The sequence below is a fragment of the Shewanella sp. TC10 genome (genome assembly GCF_009663145.1).
Lineage (GTDB): Bacteria > Pseudomonadota > Gammaproteobacteria > Enterobacterales > Shewanellaceae > Shewanella.
Genome location: NZ_VKHR01000009.1, coordinates 46,714 through 73,656 on the forward strand (window position 1 = coordinate 46,714; position 26,943 = coordinate 73,656).

General features: G+C 41.0%; 19 protein-coding genes and 7 tRNA genes. 3 read left to right on the forward strand and 23 right to left on the reverse strand.

Annotated elements, in window-relative coordinates:
* The first annotated feature begins 226 nt into the window (after positions 1 to 226).
* The gene (gene purE, locus FNZ24_RS04910) at positions 227 to 718 is read left to right on the forward strand and encodes a 5-(carboxyamino)imidazole ribonucleotide mutase (protein WP_102526501.1); all 492 of its coding nucleotides are present in this window, start codon (positions 227 to 229) and stop codon (positions 716 to 718) included.
* Complete coding sequence (purK, locus tag FNZ24_RS04915) at positions 718 to 1,815, forward strand: 5-(carboxyamino)imidazole ribonucleotide synthase (RefSeq protein WP_153913355.1); 1,098 nt, start codon at positions 718 to 720, stop codon at positions 1,813 to 1,815. Before purE ends, purK begins: the two co-directional genes overlap by 1 nt.
* 151 nt (positions 1,816 to 1,966) lie before the next feature.
* Here the strand turns inward: purK and FNZ24_RS04920 are convergent, their stop codons facing one another.
* The 6 genes from FNZ24_RS04920 to FNZ24_RS04945 form a co-directional block, all read right to left on the reverse strand.
* Positions 1,967 to 3,145 carry a methyl-accepting chemotaxis protein gene (locus FNZ24_RS04920; RefSeq protein ID WP_153913356.1) on the reverse strand — a complete coding sequence of 393 codons (1,179 nt, stop codon included), beginning with the start codon at positions 3,143 to 3,145 and terminating at the stop codon, positions 1,967 to 1,969.
* A 246-nt stretch (positions 3,146 to 3,391) separates the two neighbouring features.
* The gene (locus tag FNZ24_RS04925) at positions 3,392 to 4,009 is read right to left on the reverse strand and encodes a hypothetical protein (protein ID WP_153913357.1); all 618 of its coding nucleotides are present in this window, start codon (positions 4,007 to 4,009) and stop codon (positions 3,392 to 3,394) included.
* A 299-nt stretch (positions 4,010 to 4,308) separates the two neighbouring features.
* Entirely contained in the window at positions 4,309 to 4,749 is a 441-nt protein-coding gene (locus FNZ24_RS04930; RefSeq protein WP_153913358.1) for a hypothetical protein, read from the reverse strand.
* The gene (gene gshA / locus FNZ24_RS04935) at positions 4,746 to 6,338 is read right to left on the reverse strand and encodes a glutamate--cysteine ligase (RefSeq protein WP_153913359.1); all 1,593 of its coding nucleotides are present in this window, start codon (positions 6,336 to 6,338) and stop codon (positions 4,746 to 4,748) included. Before gshA ends, FNZ24_RS04930 begins: the two co-directional genes overlap by 4 nt.
* A 251-nt stretch (positions 6,339 to 6,589) precedes the next feature.
* Positions 6,590 to 9,421: a M16 family metallopeptidase gene (locus tag FNZ24_RS04940; RefSeq protein WP_194944999.1), complete on the reverse strand. Its 2,832-nt coding sequence runs from the start codon at positions 9,419 to 9,421 to the stop codon at positions 6,590 to 6,592.
* Positions 9,422 to 9,594: 173 nt separating this feature from the next.
* A complete protein-coding gene (locus FNZ24_RS04945) occupies positions 9,595 to 10,017 on the reverse strand; it encodes a YqaA family protein (RefSeq protein ID WP_153913361.1) in 423 nt (140 codons plus the stop codon).
* Positions 10,018 to 10,382: 365 nt separating this feature from the next.
* On the opposite strand from FNZ24_RS04945, the gene FNZ24_RS04950 reads away from it, so the two are divergent.
* Complete coding sequence (locus FNZ24_RS04950) at positions 10,383 to 11,630, forward strand: dicarboxylate/amino acid:cation symporter (RefSeq protein ID WP_153913362.1); 1,248 nt, start codon at positions 10,383 to 10,385, stop codon at positions 11,628 to 11,630.
* 164 nt (positions 11,631 to 11,794) lie between these two features.
* Here the strand turns inward: FNZ24_RS04950 and FNZ24_RS04955 are convergent, their stop codons facing one another.
* From FNZ24_RS04955 to FNZ24_RS05035, 17 genes are all read right to left on the reverse strand, one after another.
* Positions 11,795 to 13,048 carry an alginate export family protein gene (locus FNZ24_RS04955; protein WP_153913363.1) on the reverse strand — a complete coding sequence of 418 codons (1,254 nt, stop codon included), beginning with the start codon at positions 13,046 to 13,048 and terminating at the stop codon, positions 11,795 to 11,797.
* A gap of 43 nt (positions 13,049 to 13,091) precedes the next feature.
* Positions 13,092 to 13,934 carry an ABC transporter ATP-binding protein gene (locus tag FNZ24_RS04960; protein WP_153913364.1) on the reverse strand — a complete coding sequence of 281 codons (843 nt, stop codon included), beginning with the start codon at positions 13,932 to 13,934 and terminating at the stop codon, positions 13,092 to 13,094.
* 70 nt (positions 13,935 to 14,004) lie between these two features.
* Entirely contained in the window at positions 14,005 to 14,961 is a 957-nt protein-coding gene (locus tag FNZ24_RS04965) for an ABC transporter permease (RefSeq protein WP_416384815.1), read from the reverse strand.
* Positions 14,962 to 15,075: 114 nt separating this feature from the next.
* Positions 15,076 to 16,440, reverse strand: a complete 1,365-nt coding sequence (locus tag FNZ24_RS04970) for a CmpA/NrtA family ABC transporter substrate-binding protein (RefSeq protein WP_153913366.1) — start codon at positions 16,438 to 16,440, stop codon at positions 15,076 to 15,078.
* A 626-nt stretch (positions 16,441 to 17,066) separates the two neighbouring features.
* A complete protein-coding gene (locus FNZ24_RS04975; RefSeq protein ID WP_153913367.1) occupies positions 17,067 to 18,197 on the reverse strand; it encodes a sodium ion-translocating decarboxylase subunit beta in 1,131 nt (376 codons plus the stop codon).
* Positions 18,198 to 18,205: 8 nt separating this feature from the next.
* Positions 18,206 to 20,002 (reverse strand): sodium-extruding oxaloacetate decarboxylase subunit alpha, encoded by a 1,797-nt coding sequence (gene oadA / locus FNZ24_RS04980; protein WP_153913368.1) that lies wholly within the window; start codon positions 20,000 to 20,002, stop codon positions 18,206 to 18,208.
* Between the two features lie 15 nt (positions 20,003 to 20,017).
* Entirely contained in the window at positions 20,018 to 20,263 is a 246-nt protein-coding gene (locus tag FNZ24_RS04985; RefSeq protein ID WP_153913369.1) for an OadG family protein, read from the reverse strand.
* Positions 20,264 to 21,043: 780 nt separating this feature from the next.
* Positions 21,044 to 21,120, reverse strand: a tRNA-Arg gene (locus tag FNZ24_RS04990).
* Positions 21,121 to 21,183: 63 nt separating this feature from the next.
* A tRNA-Ser gene (locus FNZ24_RS04995) sits at positions 21,184 to 21,275 on the reverse strand.
* A 6-nt stretch (positions 21,276 to 21,281) separates the two neighbouring features.
* A tRNA-Arg gene (locus tag FNZ24_RS05000) sits at positions 21,282 to 21,358 on the reverse strand.
* A 22-nt stretch (positions 21,359 to 21,380) separates the two neighbouring features.
* Positions 21,381 to 21,457, reverse strand: a tRNA-Arg gene (locus FNZ24_RS05005).
* A gap of 34 nt (positions 21,458 to 21,491) precedes the next feature.
* Positions 21,492 to 21,568 (reverse strand) — tRNA-Arg (locus FNZ24_RS05010).
* Positions 21,569 to 21,597: 29 nt separating this feature from the next.
* A tRNA-Arg gene (locus FNZ24_RS05015) sits at positions 21,598 to 21,674 on the reverse strand.
* A gap of 22 nt (positions 21,675 to 21,696) precedes the next feature.
* A tRNA-Ser gene (locus FNZ24_RS05020) sits at positions 21,697 to 21,788 on the reverse strand.
* Between the two features lie 706 nt (positions 21,789 to 22,494).
* Entirely contained in the window at positions 22,495 to 22,695 is a 201-nt protein-coding gene (csrA, locus tag FNZ24_RS05025; protein WP_055023781.1) for a carbon storage regulator CsrA, read from the reverse strand.
* A gap of 530 nt (positions 22,696 to 23,225) precedes the next feature.
* A complete protein-coding gene (gene alaS, locus FNZ24_RS05030; RefSeq protein ID WP_153913370.1) occupies positions 23,226 to 25,850 on the reverse strand; it encodes an alanine--tRNA ligase in 2,625 nt (874 codons plus the stop codon).
* 207 nt (positions 25,851 to 26,057) lie between these two features.
* On the reverse strand, positions 26,058 to 26,927 hold the full coding sequence (locus tag FNZ24_RS05035) for a PhzF family phenazine biosynthesis protein (RefSeq protein WP_153913371.1): 870 nt from the start codon (positions 26,925 to 26,927) through the stop codon (positions 26,058 to 26,060).
* Between the last annotated feature and the right edge of the window lie 16 nt (positions 26,928 to 26,943).

A 26,943-nucleotide genomic window follows, 5' to 3' on the forward strand; every position in this document is an offset into this window, starting at 1 on the left:
TCCGAGTTTAAAGCCTATGTGACTAACATTAGAGGAGAGTCTTAGCATTCGCAATCAGAAACTAAGTTTCAGCCGCAGAAAACACTGAAAAGCAGCCAAAATAAAGCCAGCATGATATCATCTAGCCCCTTTTTTATAGCGGGCTTTCAGTCAGTTATAAACCCTGTGCCCTACACAGGGAGAAAGTAAAAATAACCTAATAATATAAGTGTGTTAAGGAGTTATCATGCAAGCCCTTGTTGCCGTAGTAATGGGATCTAAGAGTGATTGGCCTACCATGGAAGCCGCCGCAGAAATTATGGATAAGCTTCAGGTGCCGTATCATGTTGAAGTTGTCTCAGCTCATCGCACTCCTGACAAACTAATGGATTTTGCTAGTACTGCTGCAGATAAAGGCTATAAAGTCATTATTGGTGGTGCTGGTGGTGCTGCACATTTACCGGGAATGATCGCCTCAAAAACACGTTTACCAGTGCTAGGTGTCCCAGTGCAAAGTAAAGCGCTATCTGGAATGGACAGCCTACTTTCAATCGTACAAATGCCAAAAGGTATTGCTGTAGGTACTTTAGCTATCGGTACTGCAGGTGCATTCAACGCAGGCTTATTGGCTAGCCAAATTTTGGCAGTAACTGATGCCGAACTTGCTGCTCGCTTAGATGCATTTCGTGAAGATCAAACTAATACTATCCTTGATAACCCAGATCCGAGGGAAGCTTAATGGCTCAGCAAGCTCCTAAACAGCATAATGTCTGGGTATTAGGTAATGGCCAGTTAGGCGCAATGCTTTCTCATGCAGGCCAACCCTTAGCCATTAATGTTCGCCCAGTTGATATTATGACCCCGTCTGATGAGCGCCTACCGCTTGAAGGCACCGATGTCATTACTGCAGAGCGTGAGCAATGGCCAGAATCAAGCCTAAGCTTACAATTAAGCGAACATCCCCATTTTATTAATGGCCCAGTATTTGGCCGTTTAGCGGATCGTTATACTCAAAAGAGCTTATTAGATGAGCTGTCAGTTCCAACATCCCCTTGGGAGTTAGTTGATGACAATACTCAAACTGATGCTTTACACCAACAGTACGGTGATCGAGTATTATTAAAGCGTCGTACAGGCGGCTATGATGGCAAAGGCCAGCATTGGCTAAAGCAAGCTGAAGGGACTGAAATTCCTGCTGATTGGCGCAACGAAGCGATTGCTGAACAAGCGATCAACTTTGATGAAGAAGTGTCAATTGTTGGTGTGAGAACGCAATCAGGCGAGTGTGTTTTCTACCCTCTCACTCTTAACTTACATCAAGATGGTATTTTAATGGCTTCAATTGCGCCATTAAGCCGTTTAGATCATCTCCAGCCTCAAGCTGAAGCGATGCTAACTAGCATTATGGATGAGCTTGAATATGTAGGTGTGATGGCAATGGAGTGCTTCAGAGTGGGTAATGAATTACTCGTAAATGAACTTGCACCGCGAGTACATAACTCTGGCCATTGGACTCAATCAGGCTGTCACATTAACCAGTTTGAATTACACCTTCGCGCTCTTTGTGGATTACCAATTCACAAGCCACAGGTTAACTTTCAATGTGTCATGGTTAATTTAATCGGCGTGGATAAAGATGACCGCTGGTTAAGTCTGCCTAACGCTGAGCTATTCTGGTACAACAAAGAAGTTCGTGTGGGCCGCAAAGTTGGTCATTTAAACCTTTCAGCACACAGTAAAGCAATGGTTGATGACAGTATCAGTCAACTACAACAATGGATGCCGGAGCAATACCAAGCACCATTAGCGTGGATTTTAGAAGAATTTACAGCGTAACACTTTTAGCTGATTCAAATTTTAAAGGCGCCATTGGCGCCTTTTTTATGCTTCAATTTTTATTCTTTGACCGTAAATACTTAACGATACACAGATAAAAGTTTAACTTTATCTGCTTGGGCTTAATGAATGTTTTTATAGATCAGCCCTGTTAAATACAAACTCTGGTAAGTTCTTGTTCAAGATTTTCAGAGCTGGCTTTTTGCTGCTGCGCTCTATCAGAAATCGCTTTAAGGTTTAACTGCACTTCATGACTTAAACGAGAAATTTCAATAGCACGAGTATTGATACTGCCTGTTGAAGTCTGTTGCCCTTGAATACTGTATGTCATGTTACCCGCAACACTATCAAGTTGTTGAAACGCGATGCCAATATCAGAAAATGCCTGACTGACGCGCTGGCATTGCATTAAGCTTTCTTGCGTCACGCGCTGGCTTTCTCCAATTGCATTCACCGCATTGCCCGCTTTAGCTTGAAGCTCTAATACTATTGATTGGATCTCAATCGTTGACTCTTGAGTGCGATGAGCAAGTGCTCTCACTTCATCAGCTACTACGGCAAAGCCACGACCTTGTTCACCTGCTCTTGCGGCTTCAATCGCGGCATTTAGAGCAAGCAAGTTGGTTTGCTCAGCGATGCTTTTAATCACTTCAAGTACATTACCAATTTTCTGGCTATCGCTATTAAGCAGGTCTAAGTCAGACACCATACTTTCAATACCATTTGCGAACGTCGTCATCGAAGTTTGATTATTTTGCGCGTCACTAGTCCCTAGCTCTAGTAACTCTTTAACATCGACTGACGTCGACTTAAGTTCATCAGCATTATTTGACAGCTCGTCGGCTGTTTGGACAATTTCGGTCAGCGATGCGGTTATTTGTTCACTTTCATCAGTACTTTTATTCACTGAGGCTTCTGCAGCCCCCATTTGGGAAGCCAGTTCGTATGAACCTGTTCTTACATCATTTGCATCCTTTCGAATGTTATCAATAACGGATTTTAAGTCTTCAATAAAGTCACTCAGATTATTTGTGATAAGCGCAATTTGGTCATCGCCTTTATCCTTAAGAGGCTTGTCTGGCGCAGTATCGGTACTGATCACCAAACTTAAATAATGACTTAATTTGCTCAACCTTTGCTGTATTTGCTGCTGATATATATAAACACCCAGGACAAATTGCCCTATACCAAGACACACGAGTAGAGTGATGATTTGAAATTTTGAGACTTGTTGTGGAAGAGCTAGCGTGACAACTATCGCCAGCAGCACTAATGAAAGTAACGGTAAAAGCAGCTTTGTCCGCAATTTATTATCATTATGGTTATGCATATAGGGTTCCGAAAACGTATTTATTATATGAACTTAATCGTTCTTATTATTTGGTATACAAATATACCTCAGGTTAATTATTCACCCAAAGGTGCATTTAACACAATAGCTACATTTGTTATCGGAAGTTCGGCCTGAAAGTTTAGCCTTTTCTAGTGAGGTGAATATATTTTTGGCATAAAAAAGCTCCGTTTATATGGAGCTTAATTTTTTAGATATTTTAAACAGTCTTAAGTGAAGTTCACTCTAGCCAAAGAATAAGCGCCATAACCATGAAGAATCTAAATCTTCTTTACAGGTTCGATATTGAGCTGCATATGTTTTAGAGCGAGCATCAACACGATTAGCTACCGGCCCTAACCAAGCTTTGGCCTTGTAAGTGCCACGTTTATAACCGCCCCAACCTTCGTGATAATTCAAATACTGATTCTTGGCATCCCATTTTGAAACGCCATTAATTTTATGGGTTTTGTAAATAAACCAGCCCATAAAGTCCATAGCATCATCAAAATTACTGCGACTTGACCAAGAGTTACCCGTTTCACGAACATAGTCATCCCATGTCATGGTTTTAGCTTGAGCATAGCCATACGCGTCACTTGCACGACCCGTTGGGATAAATCCTAAAAAATACTCCATTGGCGGCGCTGCGTTATGTTTGAACGAGCTCTCTTGGTACATCATTGCAAGTGGTACATGCACTGGTACGCCCCACTTATCACGAGTATTTACCGCCGCTTTATACCAAGAACGGTTTTCTTGGAAAATCGAACAAAGGTTATCAGGTTCTTTGGGAGGTGGTGTAGCGCAACCAGTCAGTTGCAGAAGAATAACTGCGCTAAATACACGGAAAAACCACTTCATAAAAACCCTTATAAACAAATTAAATCAACTGAATGCACACTCAATACTTGGCTAGATTTTCACATCATTAAGGTACAGATGCAAACGAGATTAACAGAAAAATAGCCATTGAGCTTATTCGTTTATAAGGCGACATAATCGACTCGATAAATGACTTTTACTGACACTGTTTCATGATAAAAGTGAAACAAAAGATGTATAAATAATTAGGAAAGAAATGCGGCAAGAAATGAGATAATAAAGGAGGCAATAAATGAGGTAATAAATGAGACAGCAAGTTAAATCACAAACTAATTCGCTTATAGCATTGATGGCTCAATTGGGTTTGCAAAAGCACATTCATATGACTCTTGTTGCCACACAATGGGCTGCCAATAATCAGTATTAAGACCACTATAGACTTTATCTAGCTTGAACTCTGCAGCTAAGTGATAACGTTGCTCACGCTCGACTTCAACCGATATTGTTTTGGTTTGCCTCGCAGCCAGTTTGACTTTTAGTTCAGGCGCTTCAATTAACTCAGCGACAGTAAACTCATGAATACCAGCGGATAATTTATAATAAGGGCGGGAAATAACCGCTTTGCCATCAAGGTGAGTGACTACGACTCGATATAAACTTTCTGCTGCCGGTGGCGTGATATAACTCGCCACAGAGCCGCAGATAAGTTCATCTTCATTTGAAGTTGCGCAGCCTTGTAACAAGGCTACGGATACCGCGAGTAGTACTACTTTTTTCATTGATTAACAGCTGCCACAGGTTCTGCTAAATCAGCAAAATACTCAGCTAAGAAGTCATCAAACCCAACGGTTACTTGCGCTTCAACATCTTGTTGTTGCTGTATAGATTGCTCGGCTTCTGTTTCATACTCTTTGATAGCGGCATCAGACAGTGGATAATTAGTTAAATATTGATGATATTGCTGCGATAACTGTTTAACCCACACACCATGATCAATACCTTGATTAACCACATCTTCAAGCACTCGACCCGACAATGTCTTACTTGAGTCGTTAATCGCAGCATGCCACTGCGTTAATGCATCTTGATATTGGCTGCTTTCACCATCAAGTAATTTTGCAATTCTACTCATCGGCTCAAAAATATCGTTCAACCATTCGCTCATAGCTACCTGCTGACCATTGCGACTTAACTCAAGTCCAGGCTTACGCCCTTCAAGTACAACAGCTTTTAGGTTTGCTGCAATTTCTGTTTCAGCTGTTGCATCTGTTTTCTCTGACGATAACAGTAAACAATACAACAAGAATAAGTCGAGGAATTTCACCTGACTAGCATCAATTCCGATAGGGCTGTATGGATTAACATCGAGTGCACGCACTTCGATATATTCAACCCCAGCTCTTGCCAATGCTTCTGACGGTTTTTCACCTGATTTTGCTACACGTTTAGCACGAATAGGCGAGTAAAATTCATTTTCAATTTGCAGCACATTGCTATTCAGTTGACGGTATTCACCATCCACTTTGACACCGATTTTAGCAAAGCTTGCCGAAGGCATTCTAATGGCCTCGCCAACACCCGCTAAGTATTCAGGAAGCGAGTTATAGCTGATATTAAGCTGCTCTTGCTCTTTATTGGTGTAACCCAAGTCGCTCATTCGCAGTGAAGTCGCATAAGGCAGGTACAAGGTACCTTTACCGGTTTTCTTAAAGTCGAAGCCAACAGACTGACCTTTAACGAACGAGCTGCATAATGCTGGGGATGAACCAAAGAAATATGGCAGTACCCACACAAGACGTCGATAATTTCGGATCATGCCAAAGTAAGATTCAGAGATAAAATCTTGTCGAGATAAACTTTTGTCGCTGTTTTCGTACAAGCTATCCCATAGTTTTTCTGAAACTGAAAAATTGAAATGTACCCCTGCAATAATTTGCATTAACGGGCCATACCTGTGGGTCAACCCTTTACGGTATAAGGTTTTCATTTTGCCGTTATTTGAACTGCCATAACGTGCAATTGGAATATCTTTTTCATCACCAACATAACAAGGCATGCTAACTGGCCATAACGTCTGACCATTCATGTTCTTAACACTATAGGCGTGGGTTTTAGTCAGGCCTTCTAATAAAGTATCAATATTGGTATTTACTGGAGTAATAAACTCGAGCAGTGATTCACTATAATCAGTGGTAATACGAGAATGGGTTAACGCAGAACCTAGCTTATCTGGGTGGCCATCTTTTGCTAATTGACCAGAGTCATCGATACGTAATGCTTCACGTTCAATACCGCGTAACATGCCGAGTAAAGATTCACGGCCTTCGCCGTTAGAAAGGAGATCGATTATTTCATTGAATGAATTCAATTTGCTGTTCTCTTATTGTTGCTCGTATTAGCCGTTCACATCCACGGCATTCTAACTGCTAGACCCGATATTAGACGAGATAATTTCCCACACTGCATAAATAAATACAATGAATGGAATTAATCTCATTTTAGCGCCTAATAAAGAAAAAACGGTAACATTTTTATTGTCACCGTTATTAGTATTTCTCAATTGTATCAGACCCTATATAGGCTATATAGGGTCGATAACTTCAAAAGCAATGGCTAAGCTTATTTAATCTCTTTAATAGGATAGCCTAATGCTTCAAGTTTAGGATAAATAGCTTTCTTATCACCAACAATAACCATGATCATCTCAGATAATTTTAGTTGCTCAGCGGCTAACTTATTCAACTCAGCAGCAGTAATATTCTCAACAATTTCAGCTTGTTGCTCAGTAAAATCATCGGCAAGTTGATATCGCTGAATTATCCGCATAAAACCTGCTTTTTGATAAGGCGTTTCATAATCTAACGCTTTACCCTGAGAAATAGAGCTGCGCATAAAGTCGAGTTCTTTTTCAGTCATACCCTCTTTTTGGAACCGGTTTATCTCATTGATAAACTCAGTGACCGACTCGGCAGTAACATCGCTTCTTACGCTTGCTGAAGCTTCAAAACGGCCAACTAAATCATTACCGCTAAATCCTGTGCGTGCGCCATAGGTATAACCTTTGTCCTCACGTAGGTTTAAATTAATGCGGCTATTAAATGCCCCACCTAAAGGGTAATTCATTAAGAATGATTTGAAATAATCACCCGTGGCATCATAAGGCAAAGCACGTTTACCAATTTTAATCACTGATTGAGCAGCATCTGCTTTATCGATAACATAAATAGTACCACCTTCGAGATCTGGCAATGAAGGTAACGTCATAGCGTCATTCGCTTCACCTTGCCAGTTTTCAAACACGGCTAATGACGGCATGATTTCTTTTTGACTTAAATCAGAAACCACAACCATTTGAGCATTACCCGCTTTGTATTGAAGCTGATAGAACTGCTTAACATCATCGAGTGTCAATGCCGATACGGATTCAAGTGTCCCACCAGCATTAGCGCTTAAATGGCTGTCATCACCAAACAGTAAGCTCGAGAAATTACGACTCGCTAAGTAATTAGGATCAGACTCTTGATGCTGTAGCCCTTGAATTTCTTGTTGCTTCAAACGCTCAAAATCAGCTTCAACAAAACCTGGGCTGAACAGCTTTTCTTGTAAAATCGCTAATGTCGGGGTTAAGTTTTCCGTTAAGCTCGAGACTTGAATATAACTTTGGGTCGCTGAGGCGCCAAATGAAATACTGCTACCTAACATCTCAAGCGCACCTGCTAATTCCTCAGTTGTGCGTTTTTCACTTGATTCGTTCAACATTGAAGCCGTAATTGATGCTAAGCCAGCTTTGTCCATATCAGGCAGTCGATTTCCACCTTCAAGATAAATCAGTAACTCAACGGTTGGGGTTTCATGGCTTTCAGTGCCCATGATTTCAATATCGTTTTTTAATTCAGCAGTCCATAGTTGAGGCACTTTTAATACCGGTGCTTCACCCACTTTTGGCATAACTGAGCGATCAAAACTTGAGGTGATTTGACGAACGTTTTCAGTACCAGTCACAGCACTGTCAGCAATAGGTAACATCGTTGGAGTGAAGTTATCAGGCTTGGCGATTAGCTGTTTAGCACCTTCAGGTACCACACTCATGACCACCATAGGTTTGTCTTTGATGTAAGTGTTGAAAACACGCATCACATCTTCTTTAGTGACACTGGCGTAACGCTCAAGATCGCTGGCAATCATATTCGGGTCGTCAAAGAAGGTCTGGTTATAAGCTAATGTAGAGACTTTACCTTTTACACTTTGCATACCGTAAATGGTGTCAGATTCAAATTGTACTTTTACTTTCTGTAAATCATCATCTGTTACGCCACGCTGTTCAAATTCAGCTATCGAGTCATTGATCTTTTGCTCAAGATCAGCAAGGTTGGCTCCACTTGCAGGATTAGCTAATGCATACAAGGTTAATCGACAAGATAATTCCTGGCATGGATGTCCTACTGAGGCTTGCACAGCAAAGCCATCTTTTACTAAATTTTTATAAAGCAACGAGGTTTTACCGCCACCTAAAATATTGGCAAGTAAATCCAATGCAGCTTCATCTTGGTGACGCGCATAAACGGTTGGGAACCCCATATAGATGAGCGGCAAATGTACCTTATCTTCCATAGAAATATAGCGAGATTTATCTAAACTCACAGGGGTTTTAGGATCCGCATTCACTTCAGGGCCACGCTCTAATTCGCCAAAGTATTTATTCACCATGGCAAGAGTAGTGGCTTCATCAAAATCACCACCAATCGTTAGCGTGGCATTATTCGGCCCATACCAGCGTTTAAAGAAGTTTCTAACATCATCAACTGTGGCGCGTTCTAAGTCTTCAGGCCAACCGATAACCGGCCAAGAATAAGGGTGACCAGCAGGAAACATTGCTTGGTTAAAGCGTTCATTCAAACGGCCATATGGTTGATTATCAATGCGTTGAGCACGCTCATTTTTAACGGTTTCTCGCTGTACTTCGAATTTTTCACTCGTTAGAGCAGGAAGCAAGAACCCCATTCGGTCTGATTCTAACCACAACATTTTTTCTAACTGATTACTTGGCACAGTTTCAAAATAGTTAGTGCGATCTGTATTGGTTGTACCGTTTAGTGTGCCACCCGCTTCGGTGATCACTTTAAAGTGCTGCTCGTCACCTACATTTTGTGAGCCTTGGAACATCATGTGTTCAAATAAGTGTGCAAAACCGCTTCGACCAGCAACTTCACGCGCTGATCCCACGTGATAAGTCACATCGACATGGACTAATGGATCTGAGCTGTCTTGGTGCAAAATGACTGTTAAGCCATTTTCAAGTTGGTATTTCTTATACGGGATGCCAATCGCATCTGATACTTGAACGGTTTCAAGTAAGGTAACACCTTCTGGTAATGCTGAAGACGTTGTTGCTTCATGGGCGCAACCACTAATGGCGATCGATATTGCTGCTGCCAAGATCCATTTTTTCACTTTATTCTCCTTGAATAAAAGGTCAATGAGGTTTGCTATATTCATGTCTGACAACACGAAAGGCATAGGGTTTCAATTTAAACTTCCCTATTAATTCAATAGCCTAAAATTTCCTCATTGGACATTTCCTCATTTAACATAGTGTTATATAACATTTAAGCGCTAAAACACTTTTACCATGCCCATATAAATGCCGCCACAATTAAAGAGTATCGAATTGTTTTGCCGATTAGAATCATGATCGTTGACGGCACAATTGGCAGCTTTAACCAGCCAGCAATTAAACACAAAATATCACCAATTAGCGGTAACCAAGAAAGCAAAAGTGCCCAGTAGCCATATTTTTCGATTAATTTTAATCCATGTTGGTACTTTTTAGAGGCAAAGTCGTCAGGAGTCTTCGCAAAGCGGCCTAAATAGCCTAAATAATAGCTGGTGACTGCGCCTAATGAATTGCCCACACTGGCTACAATTAACAAAGACAACCACATTTCAGGTGCATCTGTTAATAAGGCCACAAGTAAAACTTCTGAGCCTCCTGGTAACAAAGTTGCCGCCAAGAAAGCTCCACTAAACATTAACCATAACGCAGTCATTCACTTTACCTAATGATATCTATAGAGTTTTAAACACTTTTAAAAGACTAAAACTAAAGTTAGCAAGTTGTTGAATTTTAAAGTGCATTTAACATAGTATGTAATTGATATAAGTTATATCAAAAACGGTTTGTTCCATCTTGGAACACTCAATACAATTCGAAAAATTGTGCAGCTGAAGACTGTAGTTAAGCAATATTAAAATAAGCTGAACCTCAACTCGCTTATCGCGGTATACCTACTTTCTTACAAAACAAATCAACAATGACTATCAATGGCCTTTATGTGTGATTGTGTTAGGTTATTGACATAATAATCCCCTTGCTCACTTGATAGAGCAAGTATAATAACTAGTTGGAATTGAAATGATTTTTCAAACATTGAAGCGTATTCCTTTTTGGCAGAAAGTGCTGGCAGGTTTTGCATTTGGTATTTTAGCAGGTGTCGCATTGGGCGATAGCGCTGTTATGCTAAAACCATTAGGCGACTTATTCATTAGCGCCATTAAAATGCTGGTCGCACCTTTGGTGTTTTGTGCCATTGTGGTCAGTATTACCTCTTTAGGCTCTCAAGCTAACCTTAAACGACTCAGCTTTAAAACCCTTGGCATGTTCATGCTAACTGGTACAGCGGCCTCATTTATCGGATTAGCGATTGGTAGCTCATTTGATATGGGCGGCAGTATTGAACTGGCCACGACCGAAGTGCGTGACCGTGACATTCCAGGCTTCGCTCAAGTGCTGCTAAATATGATACCTGTTAATCCTTTTGCCTCGTTAGCAGAAGGAAAAGTGCTGCAAATCATCGTATTTGCTGCATTAGTCGGTATCGCCATTAATGCGGTTGGCGAAAAAGCAGCTCCATTAAAGAACACCATTGAAGCTGGCGCTGAAGTGATGTTTGAACTAACACGTATGGTATTAAAGCTAACACCGATTGGTGTATTTGGTTTAATGGCATGGGTTGTTGGTGAGTACGGCCTATCTACGCTATTGCCACTGGGTAAGTTCATTCTTGCCATATACGTCGCTGCCTTAATCCATATCATTTTTGTGTACGGCGGATTGGTTAAGTTTGTTGCACGTTTAAGTCCAGTGCAGTTTTTCCGCAAAGCAATGCCTGCACAGCTAGTGGCATTTAGTACTGCATCAAGTTTTGGTACCTTGCCTGCAAGTAGCAAATGTACTGAATCTATGGGTGTGTCAAAACGCTATAGTGCATTTGTTCTTCCACTTGGCGCTACCATGAATATGGATGGTTGTGGCGGTATTTACCCAGCAATTGCAGCAATATTTATTGCACAGATTTACGGCATTCCATTAGACATGACTGACTACATGTTAATTGCAGTTACAGCAACAGTAGCCTCTGTCGGTACGGCAGGTGTTCCTGGTAGCGCAATGGTGATGTTAACTGTAACTTTAGGTGTTGTGGGTTTACCACTTGAAGGTATCGCTTTCATTGCCGCAATTGACCGTGTCATTGACATGATCCGCACCGCAACAAACGTGACTGGCGATATGATGACTGCTGTAGTAATTGGTAAAAGTGAAGGTCAGCTCGACGTGGAGCAATTTAACTCTAATGAAAAGGTGGTTGAACAAGCCGCTTAATGGTGAGTTTATCCAGCAGCGAATAGCTGGCTTTATTTGAATCGAGTATTAAACAAAAATGGCAGATGAAATCATCTGCCATTTTTATTAGTTAAAGTGTCATCACTCAGCATTAAAACTTAGTATTAAAACATAGTATTAAAACATAGTATTAAAACACAGCATTAAAACTTAGCATTCGCCCATAACCAGACTTTATCGGTATCAACTTTACCTGCAGCCACATCACCTGCAGAGTATGCAGCGTATTTAATCCCTAAGGTGTAATTGTCATACACAGGTACACTGAATACTGCATCAATTTCTGAACCTAAATCATCCACAAGTGCAGACGATTCATCAGCTTCAAATTCGTGATAAATCACAGCCCATTTACCGCCTAAGACTTTACCGCCAATAGATGCGTATAAATCTGCTAAACCTTGCTGAGGTGTCGTTAAGAATTGGTCTGTCCAACCATTAAATCCGTGCAATGTAGCAAGTGGAGTTGAGAAACCATAATCACCGCCATCAGAACCTAATAGTTCATAACCCACTTTGAATGTAATAGCTGAAAATCCAACCCCACCTTCAACACTCATATAATCTGCCGAGTAGGACTGACCAGCACTATCTGAATCCTGGGTGGCATATTCTGCTGAGTATAAAACCTTAATATCACCGACGTCTGTGCTACCAGCAAAACGAAGACCATAGGTGTCTAAACCATTGTCTGTATCATTATCCACTTCAAGCAGATAACCATAACCACTCAAGGTACCAAAACCTGTTTTAAGCGATGCATTGATCAGGCTATCCTTCGAATCTATATCTTTTTCTTCAGCAAAAATACGGTTACGTTGAGTGATGTAGCCATAGTCAATTTTGAAAATATCATTGAATTGATAATCAAGCATCACGCCATCAAATGTCTGCCTGTCTTGGCGCCAGCCCACATGACCCACAAAACGTTGGTTATCAAAGGTGATCACCTGACGACCACCTTTAACACTAAAACCTTTGAATTTGTATTTAAGGAATAATTGGTCCAGCTCTGTGGTTTCTGGATCTGCGATCACAGAGTAATCAGGATTTTTCCCTAAGGTGTTATTGTAATCATCAACACCCGCTACAACGCGTGAATCTTCAAACTCCACTAACGATGAGAAGCCATAGTAATCAGCTGTGGCATAAGTCAGTCTGGTTCGAAGTGTAAAAGCATCGGCATCTTTCAATGCATTGTCTTGTTCCACCATTTCATAGCGAAGGTTCATGTCTAGCTTCATTTTTCCTTCAGTTACAGCTTCTGCAATACTGGTTGCTTCAGCTGCATTCACTTGACCTATCGAAAGGATGGCTAGCGATGCTGGAGCAAGCAAAGTTAAAGCAGGTTTTGCCAACTTCTCTTTAATTAAGGCTGCAAGTTGATTCTTTTTCATCATAGTTCCCTTAGTTTTTATAAATCTTATCCATCAATAAGTCTTAGCCAACATTAGCAGTTTCGCCATCACTAATTGATGACTTGCTAATATTAATATTCTCAACTTTACGTTGTTTCTCGTATAAGAACTTAAGTACCTCTGCTCTTAGACGGTTATATTCTTTGTCTTCTGCCAGTGCTAAGCGTGCCCTTGGCCTTGGAAGATTAACGTCTAAAATCTCGCCAACTGTTGCTGCGGGCCCATTGGTCATCATCACAATTTTGTCAGACAACAACACCGCTTCATCCACATCATGGGTGATCATAATGACGGTATTGTTTAGCTCATTTTGGATTTCCATTAGCGAGTCCTGCATATGAGCACGTGTTAGCGCATCAAGTGCACCAAAAGGCTCATCCATCAATAAAACATCTGGTTGCATCGCCAATGCACGTGCAATGCCTACACGCTGCTTCATGCCACCTGATATTTCACTTGGACGTTTATGCATGGCATGATCCATGTGCACTAGCTTGAGGTTATGCTCAATCCATTGCTTCATTTCAGCCTTATTCATTTTCTTTTGAAATACTTGTTTAACCGCGAGCTCCACATTTTGATAGGCTGTTAACCAAGGTAAAAGCGAATGATTTTGAAACACGACCGCGCGTTCAGGGCCTGGTTCGGCTACTTCGGTGCTGTTTAAAATCACCCCACCTTTGGTCGCTTGATACAAACCCGCCACAATATTTAATACCGTAGATTTACCGCACCCAGAGTGACCAATTAATGAGACAAACTCGCCTTTATTGATTTTAAGGTTCACTTCCTTAAGGGCTTTAAATGGCCCATTAGGAGTGGGGAAATCCATATCAATGTTACTAATATCTAAAAAGGTGCTCATCAGACTTTTCCTCTTTCAATCACGACTTCTTTTAATGACTGCTTCTTTGATTGGTTACTTATTTCAATGATTATTTAGTTTTATCCCACGAGAACCAGCGTTGTAGCGCCAGCACACCTCGGTCTAATAAAAATCCAATCAAACCAATCACAACAACTGCGGCCATAATGCGGGCTAACGACTCTGAGCTACCATTTTGGAATTCATCCCAGACGAACTTACCTAAACCAGGGTTTTGCGCTAGCATTTCAGCGGCAATCAACACCATCCAAGCAACACCTAGCGATAAACGCATACCTGTGAATATCAGTGGGATCGAAGCTGGTAAAACGATTTTTTGCACATGAGTCAAAGGCGATAAACGCAGTACTCGGCTCACATTCACTAAGTCAGAATCTATGTTAGCTACACCCAATGATGTGTTAATCATCATTGGCCACAAGCTACATAAAGTGACCGTCAGTAGTGAGTTAATAAATGACTTAGACACCATAGGATCTGGCGAGACATACAGCGCACTCACAACCATTGTCACCAAAGGCAACCAAGCAAGGGGAGAGACTGGCTTAAACACTTGAACGATTGGGTTTAATGCCGCATTCAGTGTGGGACTTAAGCCCATCCAAATCCCCATAGGTATTGCAATTACAGCCGCAAGAAAGAATCCCGACATCACCGTGACAAGACTAGTAAAAATCTGATCAACAAAGGTTTCTTTACCTGTATAAGCTCGAATTTTTACTACATAGCTTGGATCAACTTCTAGCCTTGCAGCATTGCGTTTGTCTTGGCGCTCGTAAAAAGCTTCAGCTTTCACTCGCTCTGCAGTGTGCTCTTGATATAAAGCGCCAAACTGCCCTGCCACGGCAACAGGTCCTGGGAACTTACCTAGCGAAGTATTAATGCTGTTTGCTGCAATTGACCAAATCACTAAAAATACCGTGATACCAATAACAGGTAGTAATAACGCTTTGCTGGCTTGGGTCATTAAAGATAGGAAAGAAGTCACCTTGCTTTTATCTATCATTAATCGATCTGTTAACCGTGTGATGGTTGTCATAATGTTTTCCTTAACTACTTAACATTAATCGTAAGCAACATGGTTAATCATGCTGCTTACCAATGGCTTACGAATAAACGCTTATAGTTTGTCGCCTTGCTTTAAACCAATAGCGAACTTACTTAAATAATCATTTGGTGCACTGCCGTCATACACGATGTCGTCAATAAAGTGCTGCTGTGGCTTTTTGAAACCTGTCTCTGTGGCAAAGTCTGGGAAGTGTTTTGCTGCAATGGTTTTATCATCAATCAATGATTGCGCTGCTTTTGCGTAAATATCAGGACGATAAACTTTTGCTGCTACTTCTTTGTACCAAGCATCAGGCTTGTCATCAGAGATTTGTCCCCAACGACGCATTTGAGTTAGGTACCAAATAGCATCTGAGTAATATGGATATGTCGCGTTGTAGCGGAAGAACACATTAAAGTCAGGTACTGCACGCTTATCACCTTTCTCATATTCAAACGTACCAGTCATGCTGTTTGCGATAACGTCGTAATCGGCGCCAACATAGTTAGATTGAGATAAGATTTTTACTGCAGCTGGGCGGTTAGCATTGTCATTATCATCTAACCATTTTGCAGCTTTAATTAACGCGCGAGTTAAACGAATTGTGGTATTAGGGTATTTTTCAGCAAACTCAGCTGTGATCCCAAATACTTTCTCAGGGTTATCTTTCCAGATCTCATAGTCGGTAACCACTGGTACACCAATGCCTTTAAATACCGCTTGTTGGTTCCATGGCTCACCGACGCAGTAGCCATAAATAGTGCCCGCTTCAAGTGTTGAAGGCATTTGCGGTGGAGGTGTCACTGATAAAAAAGCTTCAGCATCTAACTGACCTGAAGTATCACCTTTATGTGGTGCATAATAACCAGGGTGAATACCACCTGCTGCTAACCAATAACGTAATTCATAGTTATGAGTTGATACTGGGAATACCATACCCATTTTAAAAGGCTTACCTTCTTCAGTGTATTGTTCAACCACAGGCTTTAATGCATCAGCTTTAATCGGGTGAACAGGCTTACCTTCGCTATCTTTAGCAATATTTGGCTTCATTTTTTTCCAAATATCATTTGAAACCGTAATTGCATTACCGTTTAAGTCCATTGAAAAAGGCGTGATAATATGAGCTTCAGTTCCGTAACCAATGGTGGCAGCGATAGGCTGACCCGCTAACATATGCGCACCATCTAAACGACCGTCGATAACACCATCTAATAGCACTTTCCAGTTTGCCTGAGCTTCAATTGTGACGTACAAGCCCTCTTCTTCGAAGTAGCCATTTTCGTAAGCAATCGCAATCGGCGCCATATCAGTTAATTTGATAAACCCAAACGTTAGCTCCTCTTTTTCAGGAAAACCGACTTCAGCCATCGCTGGCGCTACTGTGGTAAACGATACCGCCAGTAAGGTATGTTTAAGTGCTTTTTTCCAATTCATCTTTATATCCTTGTAAAATTTAAAAAGAGAAAACAAAAAAGGCGCCAATTACTCCTTTAGGAATAATTAAGCGCCTTTGCTTAAATGTAAAATTAGCTTTTAACTCTCAAAAACCATTCAAATCGTTTAATTAAACAACGATTTGTACTGTATTTTGAAAATGTTCGAATATGTATTTGTTATATATTACTATTCAGCAACCGTGCCAACTTAATAAGTCATTGTTTTATAAGGATGTAGTGATTTTAGATTAGGTACTACTCATAAAGAGGTGTTCCAATTCAGTGCGATATCAGCTTAACCGCACCTAAATGGGTACTTAACATCCACATTGGCTCCTAAAAGGTGCGAAGCATAAATCAGTTATTAATGAACACCGCACATTGCATTGATAGAGATATAGTTTCTGCTGATTTCGCAAACTGAGCATATACAAATGATTGAGTCTTAATGACAACTTCAGAGAACTCTGTTTGTGAGATAGAGTGACAGGTCAAATGACAGGCATTAAAAAGCCACTGACATGCAGTGGCTTTTCAAAACCTTATCACTTCTTAATGATAAGCAATGGACTTAATGATAAGCAATGTACTTAATAATAAACAGTGTACAACATCAACAACAGCTTAGCCTAATACCGCTAGTAGTACACCAGCAGCAACAGCACTACCGAGAACACCGGCAACGTTAGGTCCCATAGCATGCATTAACAAGAAGTTTTGTTGATTAGCCTCAAGACCCACCTTATTTACAACTCGAGCAGCCATAGGCACCGCAGATACCCCTGCAGCACCGATCAACGGATTGATCTTACCACCTGAGACTTTAGACATCAGTTTTGCCATCATCACACCAGCAGCAGTACCGATACTGAAAGCAACAGCGCCTAACACTAAAATGCCTAATGTTTCGATACGTAGAAATTCTTCTGCTTGCAGTTTTGAGCCCACAGCTAAACCAAGGAAGATCGTCACAACGTTAATTAACTCATTCTGCGCAGTGCTTGAAAGTCTATCAACCACGCCACATTCACGCATTAAGTTACCAAGACAAAACATACCGACTAATGGTGTAGCAGCAGGTAAAAACAAAATAGTCATGCCGACAACCATCAACGGAAAGATAATTTTCTCTTTCTTACTCACTTCACGCAGTTGCTCCATCTTAATCGTACGCTCTGACTCACTTGTCAGTAAACGCATGATTGGTGGCTGAATTAACGGAACTAACGCCATGTAAGAATAAGCAGCAACGGCAATCGCACCCAATAAGTCAGGAGCAAGCTTAGAGGCTAAGAAAATCGCCGTGGGCCCATCAGCACCGCCAATAATGGCGATAGCGGCAGCATCTTGCATGCTAAATTCAAAACCTGGTACTAAGTTCAGTGCAATAGCACCAAGCAAAGTGGCGAAAATACCAAACTGCGCTGCGGCGCCCAATAACAAGGTTTTAGGGTTTGCAATCAGTGCCCCAAAATCTGTTAGTGCGCCAACGCCCATGAAAATCAATAATGGGAAAATCCCCGTTTCAATACCAACATAATAGGCATACCACAGCAGTCCACCTTCATCGGTAAACCCTGCATTTGGGATGTTCGCTAAAATTGCACCAAAACCAATAGGCACTAAAAGCAGTGGTTCAAATCCTTTACTAATAGCCAGATAAAGTAGTAAGCCACCTATCGCCATCATGAATAATTGATCAGGTGCGAAGTTAGCAATGCCCGTCTCAGACCAAAAGGCCATTAATCCTTCCATGCTATCTCCTACGCTAATGCCAACAGAGGAGAACCCACTGTCACAGCATCACCTTGTTTAACTGACACATTACGGATAACGCCCGCAGTTTCTGCTCGAACTTCTGTTTCCATCTTCATCGCTTCAAGAATAATGACGACATCACCTTCGTTCACTTGATCGCCATCTTTGACCAATACTTTGAAAATATTGCCTGATAGTGGCGCGTTCATCGTTGTTTTGATTTCATTACTAACAGCTACGTGCGGTGCTAATGGAGCTGGCGCTTGTGAGCCTGCAGATGCCGCAGCAGCTGGCACTATTTGGCTGATATCGCCGCCTTCACTCACTTCAACAACAAAGCTTTGACCTTGAACATTTACTGTATAAGTTTCAGGCCCCTTCTCAGCCTTAGCTGCAGGTACTGCCATATCATCTGCACTAGGTACTGGCTCAAAGGCATCAGGGTTGCCACGATTTGAGAGGAACTGTAAGCCAATTTGGTTGAATAACGCGTAGGTCATTACATCGTCATCTGTATCAGCTGCTAAGGTAAAGTTATCTTTCTTAGCTATCTCACTGAGCTCTGAGCGGAGCTTATCCAGTTCAGGTTCAATCAGGTCGGCAGGACGACAGGTAATTGCTTCTGCGCCATTTAACACGCGCGCTTGAAGCTCTGCATTAACAGGTGCAGGAGTTGCTCCGTACTCGCCTTTTAATACTCCTTCAGTTTCTTTAGCAAGGGTTTTATAACGCTCGCCCATTAAGACGTTAATCACTGACTGAGTACCAACAATTTGTGAGGTTGGTGTCACTAAAGGTAAAAAGCCTAAATCTTCACGTACGCGGGGGATTTCCTCTAGCACAGCATCCATTTTGTCTGCAGCGCCTTGCTCTTTAAGTTGGTTTTCCATGTTAGTTAACATGCCACCTGGTACTTGCGCGCGAAGAATACGAGAATCAATCCCTTTAAGGGCCCCTTCAAAACGAGCATATTTTTTACGCACGTCTCTGAAATAAGCAGCAATCTCTTCTAAAGTTGCCATGTCATAGCCAGTCGAACGACCATTATCTTCAGCCATCGCGACAAGCGTTTCTGTTGCCGAGTGACCATAGGTTTGGCTCATTGATGAGATAGCGGTATCAAGGACGTCAATTCCAGCCTCAATCGCTTTTTGATACGTTGCTGTACTTAAGCCGGTGGTTGCATGGCAATGCATAGAAACAGTTAAATCAGTTTGAGATTTTAAACGGCTAATAAGATCATAGGCTTCCATTGGTTTAAGTAAACCCGCCATGTCTTTAATACACAGTGAGTCACAACCTAAATCTTCAAGATTTTTGGCCATAGAAACCCAAGTATCAACCGTGTGAACAGGACTGGTTGTAAATGAAATTGTTCCTTGTGCATGACCGCCAACTTGTTTAACTGCTTTAACAGCAGTTTCAAGGTTACGTACATCGTTCATTGCATCAAAAACACGGAATACATCTACACCATTTGTGTGAGCACGCTCAACGAAACGGGTCACCACATCATCAGCATAATGGCGGTAACCTAATAAATTTTGACCACGTAATAACATTTGTTGTGGTGTGTTTGGCATGACCTTTTTTAATTCGCGAATACGATCCCAAGGATCTTCGCCTAGATAACGAATACATGAATCAAAGGTAGCACCACCCCAAGACTCTAAAGACCAAAAACCAACTTTATCCAGTAAAGGAGCGATAGGTAACATATCGTCTAAACGAAGGCGTGTTGCCAAAATAGACTGATGGGCGTCTCTTAATACTACATCTGTTAACGCTAAAGGCTTGCTCATAAAAACTCCTAAACTTTAATCTTTTGCACGATACTGATGAATAGCAGAAGTAATAGCTGCTACTAACTTAGGATCAAGTGTTGTTGCTGATGCTGCGGCCGGTGTTGGCACGTGAGCAACGGCAGGTTGATTCTCTGACTTGCATAATCTAGCGACGATTTTAATGCCGACAATTAGCATACTTAAAAATACGAATACTAAGCCCATCCCCATTATCATCACGCCTAGGGCGTTAAATAACTGCTCAGATATTGAAGTCATACATCCTCTCTTGTCTTAATGTTCAATCAGCGATTGCACATAGGATCCACTTTGGATTACGTAAAGCCGATGAAGCGACTCATACCATTAACTCATGCACCATCTTTAAGCATTGAGCCATGTTTGAGGGTCACTTAGAATAATTATTCAGTCCATATTAACCAATTTCAGATTATAAAAAAGGGCTTAAACCATCCAATTTGGTTATATAAAATTCTTCATCGACGAAAAATATAACTAATCTATAACAATTAATCCAACACCTTGTAAATTGGTCAGACCAAAAATAATAAAATTAAACCTCACTATGTAATAATTCACTAATTATTTCGCTGTATTATTGAGGATCGTTCAATTTTGAGTGTTCTAATCAAAAAATGACAAGATTATGACGAGATCTATATAAAAAGTGATATCAAGAATAAGAACAACCAACCGCCCCAAAGCTGTGCATGACTGCTAAAAAGCATAAATATGTCGTTTTTGAGGCTTTGAGATGACTAATTATGAAGTGAGTAAACCCGGTTTAACGAAAGCAGGTCAACTATTCTAGTAATAGCGCTAAATGGCGATGTGTTTATCTTTATAAATTGGATTTTAGAGTGAGATTAGCTAACGCACAGCGAACTGAAAAACTGACGTCGGTATTTTCATTAATAATGAATTCCATCTAGATGAAAAAGGCTTTCAAAGTGGAACGCTTGGAAGTAGCAAGCAAAAGAAAAGGCGAAATTTAGACAAAAAAATACCCTGTAGTTACCTACAGGGTATTCTCTATCATGGTGCGGATGGGAGGATTCGAACCTCCGACCGCCTGGTTCGTAGCCAGGTACTCTATCCAGCTGAGCTACATCCGCAAATCTTTTACTTTTTGCTCAAGGCTAATTGAGCTTAGTTGCATATTCAATATATGCAAATAATGGCGGAGAGGGAGGGATTCGAACCCTCGATGGGAGTTAAAGCCCATACTCCCTTAGCAGGGGAGCGCCTTCGGCCACTCGGCCACCTCTCCGAATTATGGTGCGGATGGGAGGATTCGAACCTCCGACCGCCTGGTTCGTAGCCAGGTACTCTATCCAGCTGAGCTACATCCGCATAATTTGGTATGAATTTTATATGGTGCGGATGGGAGGATTCGAACCTCCGACCGCCTGGTTCGTAGCCAGGTACTCTATCCAGCTGAGCTACATCCGCATATATAAAATGGTAAAGCTTTTGAATAATCTAATGGTGCGGATGGGAGGATTCGAACCTCCGACCGCCTGGTTCGTAGCCAGGTACTCTATCCAGCTGAGCTACATCCGCTCATTAAATAATTCAAACACAAATAGCAATGGTGCGGATGGGAGGATTCGAACCTCCGACCGCCTGGTTCGTAGCCAGGTACTCTATCCAGCTGAGCTACATCCGCATCGATATACTATTTTAAGAAATGGCGGAGAGGGAGGGATTCGAACCCTCGATGGGAGTTAAAGCCCATACTCCCTTAGCAGGGGAGCGCCTTCGGCCACTCGGCCACCTCTCCGTTTCTTGGGCGGTATATTACTGTTTGAAGAAAATAAGTCAAACCCTTTTTCAGAAACATATATTCATTTGAACTGTTTTTAATCATATTGCCGACTTAAGCCACAAAAATTTTCAATTCACCCTACCGATTTTTGTTTTTTAAGTTAAAAACAATTAAATCGATTTTTTACTCTAACGGCTAAATCGGACTGTTTAGACGGCAAAATGTTTTTTTATAGGATTTTAAGCTCCAATAACTTTAGCTCAGGATTTTAGTTAGTTTTGCTAGCCTAAGAAGATAGTTTGATTGCTTGCTTATATATAGAGGCTACGAAATAGAAACAAAAAGTAGATGTAGAAATAAGAAGTAGTAGAAGTAGTAGAAGCAGTAGAAGTAGAACTAAGAAGTAGAAGTAGAAGTAGAAGTAGAAAGTGCATCCAATCAGATTAGGTAGACGAAACTGCATCCAAACACAGCAAAGCTATTATTTTGAGATATTGCTGAAACATTCACTCTGTATAATCAGCTATTAAAGTACGATTGAACTTTGCTAAAGAGTTATGAGGCTAAAGAGTTGCGAGGTCATTCGGAGATAGAAGTGACCGGTTCAAATATTGAAGATTGATGGCCTGATGCTTTTTCTAGGAGATATTCTTAAATAGCAGACACAAAAAAGCCAGCATAAACTGGCTTTAATGGCATAACGCTTAACAATTCTGATTTATCAGAAATTGCCACCCTCTGGGGTAGTGTTTCCAGATTTTTCAGACTGGATACGTTGGTAAATTTCTTCACGATGAACTGATACTTCTTTAGGTGCATTCACACCGATACGTACCTGGTTACCTTTAACACCTAGTACAGTAACAGTAACTTCATCACCTATCATTAATGTTTCGCCTACACGGCGAGTCAAAATCAGCATTCGATTGCTCCTTTAGTTCAATCAGCATACACCAGCTTCTATCCGTAATATGCGCGTTTTAATAGTGTTAGCTTAATACAAATCATTAGTTACGACACTAAATCAATAAAATTTTTAAGCTTTTTAGCGTAAAAAATCGAAAATCAATGAAATTTGGCAATATAAAGGTCTGCTTGTATCAAGCTGTTAACATTTGCAGACCATTCTTTAGACAAAGCTAAAACAGAACCTTCAAAACAAGTTGATGCTTTCATAAACAAAAAAGCATAAAAATCTATACTAATTTAATTTATAGTGCTTTGAACCAGATTTTAATAAAAAACGATGTCTCATAACTCGTTAATCGACATCGATAATTATACTATGCCAAACCTTATACAATCACTCAAGCCATAAAGCGGTTGTCTTTGGTTGATGATGAAATAACTTAAACCAAATCACTTTATTAAGTTCATTTGGCTAAGCTAACTTCATAAAGTCATCACCAACCCACTTCAAGCATTCAACCTGCTTGGCTTACTATTTTTTGATTAGCTTAAGCGCTCAGTTAACCAAGGTTGAACAAGTGCTAAAGCATTGTCCAGATTTTCAGGTTGAGTGCCGCCTGCTTGCGCCATATCAGGGCGTCCACCGCCCTTACCGCCAACTTGTTGCGCAACCATAGCCACTAACTCACCGGCTTTAACTTTACCGACAAGGTCTTTACTCACACCAGCAATTAAGTTCACTTTGCCTTCGTTGGCAATACCTAGCACGATAATGGCTGAGTTAAGCTTTTGCTTGAGCTCATCTTGAAGACCACGTAAAGATTTAGGATCAACTCCTTCAAGTTTTTTCACTAAGACTTTGACGCCGTTAAGCTCAATTGCTTCGCCTGCAATATCAGCACTTGCAGCTGCCGCGAGCTTGTCTTTTAGCTGAGACATTTCTTTTTCTAGTTGCTTCACTTTATCAAGTTGCGCTTTAAGTTTAGCAACCACAGAAGCTGAATCAGACTTGAGTAATGAAGCCGCTTTATCAAGCTGTGCTTGTTGCTCAGCAACATACGCCATTGCCGCAGCACCTGTAACAGCTTCAATACGACGAATACCCGCAGCGATACCGCCTTCGGATGTGATTTTGAATAAACCAATATCACCAGTTCGGCCAACATGAGTACCACCACATAGCTCAATCGAGAAGTCACCCATAGTGACAACACGTACTTCGCTATCGTACTTTTCACCGAATAAAGCCATAGCACCCTGCTCTTTGGCCTCATCAATACCCATTACCGCCGTTTTTAATTGATGGTTGCGACGAATTTGAGTGTTAACCATTTCTTCAACTTGCTTAAGCTCTGCAGCAGTTACCGCTTCAAAGTGTGCAAAGTCAAAACGTAAGCGCTCAGGATTAACCAATGAACCTTTTTGATTAACATGGGTACCTAATACATTACGTAAAGCTGAGTGTAATAAGTGGGTGACTGAGTGATTAAGCTGAGTACGGTGGCGTAATTTTTTATCCACTTCAGCAGCAACCGTTTGACCGACAGTTAATGTACCTGCAGTTAACTTACCTTCATGACCAAAAGCTTGACCAAAGATTTGTGTGTCTGAAACAGCAAATAGATTGTCGCCAATTGATAACTGACCTTTATCACCAACTTGACCACCTGATTCGGCGTAAAATGGCGTGTTATCTAAAACAATGACAGCTTCTTGCCCAGCAGATAAAGAATCTACCGCAGTACCTTCAACATATATTGCACTGATTTTGCCTTCGCCATTCAAGTCGGTATAACCGCAAAACTCGGTCTCGCCTTCAATTTTAAGGCCACTGTTATAGTCAGTCCCAAAGTTACCTGCTGCTTGTGCACGACTACGCTGTTCTGCCATTGCCGACTCAAAGCCCGCTTCATCAACTGTGATATCACGTTCACGGCAAACATCAGCAGTAAGATCTACAGGGAAACCGTATGTGTCATATAGTTTAAATGCCGTTTCACCATCAAGCACATTAGTCGTTAACTCGTTTAACGCCGCATCTAAAATCCCTAAACCACGTTCTAAGGTTCTAGCAAATTGCTCTTCTTCTGCTTTTAATGACTTTTCAATAATGGCTTTTGCTTCAACAAGGCCTTTACCTGCATCGCCCATGACTTCGATAAGTGTCGGCAGTAACTTGTAGAAGAAAGTCTCTGTTGCGCCAAGCTTATTACCATGACGCACTGCGCGGCGAATAATACGACGTAAAACGTAACCACGGCCTTCATTTGATGGCATAACACCATCAGCAATAAGGAACGAACAAGAGCGAATATGATCAGCGATAACACGTAGTGACTTATTTTCTAAATCTTCAACGCCAATGATCTCAGCCGCTTTTTTAATTAACGCTTGGAAAATATCAATTTCGTAGTTTGAATGAACGCCTTGCATAATTGCAGCAATACGCTCGATCCCCATACCAGTATCAACAGACGGTTTTGGTAGCGGCTTCATTTCACCGTCAGCTTGACGGTTATACTGCATGAAGACGATGTTCCAAATCTCAATAAAGCGATCGCCATCTTCTTCAGGTGTGCCTGGGCGGCCGCCCCAAATATGTTCACCGTGATCGTAGAAGATTTCAGAACATGGACCACAAGGGCCTGTATCACCCATCTGCCAGAAATTATCAGATGCATACGGTGCACCTTTGTTGTCGCCAATACGGATAATGTTTTCAGCAGCAACACCAATCTTTTTATTCCAGATTTCAAATGCTTCATCATCTGTATCATAGATAGTGACGCATAATTTCTCTGTTGGTAATTTCAATGTTTGAGTTAGGAAGTTCCATGCATATGAAATAGCTTCTTCTTTAAAGTAATCACCGAAGCTGAAGTTACCTAACATTTCAAAGAACGTATGGTGACGAGCGGTATAACCCACATTGTCTAAATCATTATGTTTACCACCAGCACGAACACAGCGTTGTGACGTTGTCGCACGTGTGTAACCACGGTTTTCTAAGCCAAGAAAAGCTTCTTTAAACTGGTTCATACCAGCATTAGTGAATAATAACGTTGGATCGTTATGAGGCACTAAAGAGCTACTATCGACAACTTGGTGTCCGTTGTTACCAAAATACGCTAAAAATGCGCTTCTTAATTCTGTGGTGGTCTGAAACATGAAATCGCCCTAAATGGATAAATTCTATTTATCATGAAGCTGTATATCAGCTCGAATATTGGCAACATTATATACTTAAACAAACTGAAGGTGCGAGAATCTAGCGGCTAAGATTAGTGATTTTCTTGCATTGGATGGCGATTACGCTAATCGACAATTCATTTTATTGAAATGAAACACTAAAACCTGTCATTTATCCGCCTAGCTTTAACAAACCTTAGCAATAACATTTATCTTGTTAGTATTGCGAATAACTTGATAGATCCCACCAGATAAAGACAGTTGCTCACAAATGTAGTTAACGCCGTATTCACACTGCCAGAATTCGGCAATAACTGGCGCAGCTGAACCGGTAGCACTATCTTCTTTGGCTCCATATTGTGGTGAAAAGTATCTAAAAAATATCTCATTTTTATTGGCTGCTTTATAAGTAACAATCAGCGCTTGTTGTGTTAACTCGCTAAACTTTTTCTCATCAAAATCAAAGTTCACCACAGCTTCTTTACTGGCTAATGGAACAATCAAATAACCATTCAAATTAGCGGTTTGTTTCGCCTTATCAAGCTGCGCCGCATTATTAACAACAACTTCATCAACAACAGCTTCAAACTTTTTCGTTTCATCTAAACAAATATGATTATCGATAACTTCGACCAAATCAGATGATAATGAAGGTGCTATAAGTTCAACGGCAGCCAGTTCAAGAATGTATGTACTATTTGAGTTTGATTTAACCTTAATGTGCTTGTTTATAAATGTGCAATGTGAAAGGTTAATGTCAGTATTAAGTTCACTGACAATGACATCTGCAGCAGCTAAGGCGCCATGACCACATAAGATCACTTCAGTTTCAGGTGAGAACCAACGAATATGATAACCAAGCCCGGTATGATTGCTGTCTTTAAAAATAAACGCACTGATTGGCAATTGGTTTTCTGCAGCGCGTTTCTGCATCATTGATTCGTTTTCAAAAACCACTATTGAGCAGCAAACTTCTACTGCTGCGGGGTTACCAGCTTGAGTGTCACCAGTAAAAACTTGGCGAATAAATTGATTGAATAAAGGCTGTTGGGTCATAGCTATTCCAATGAAT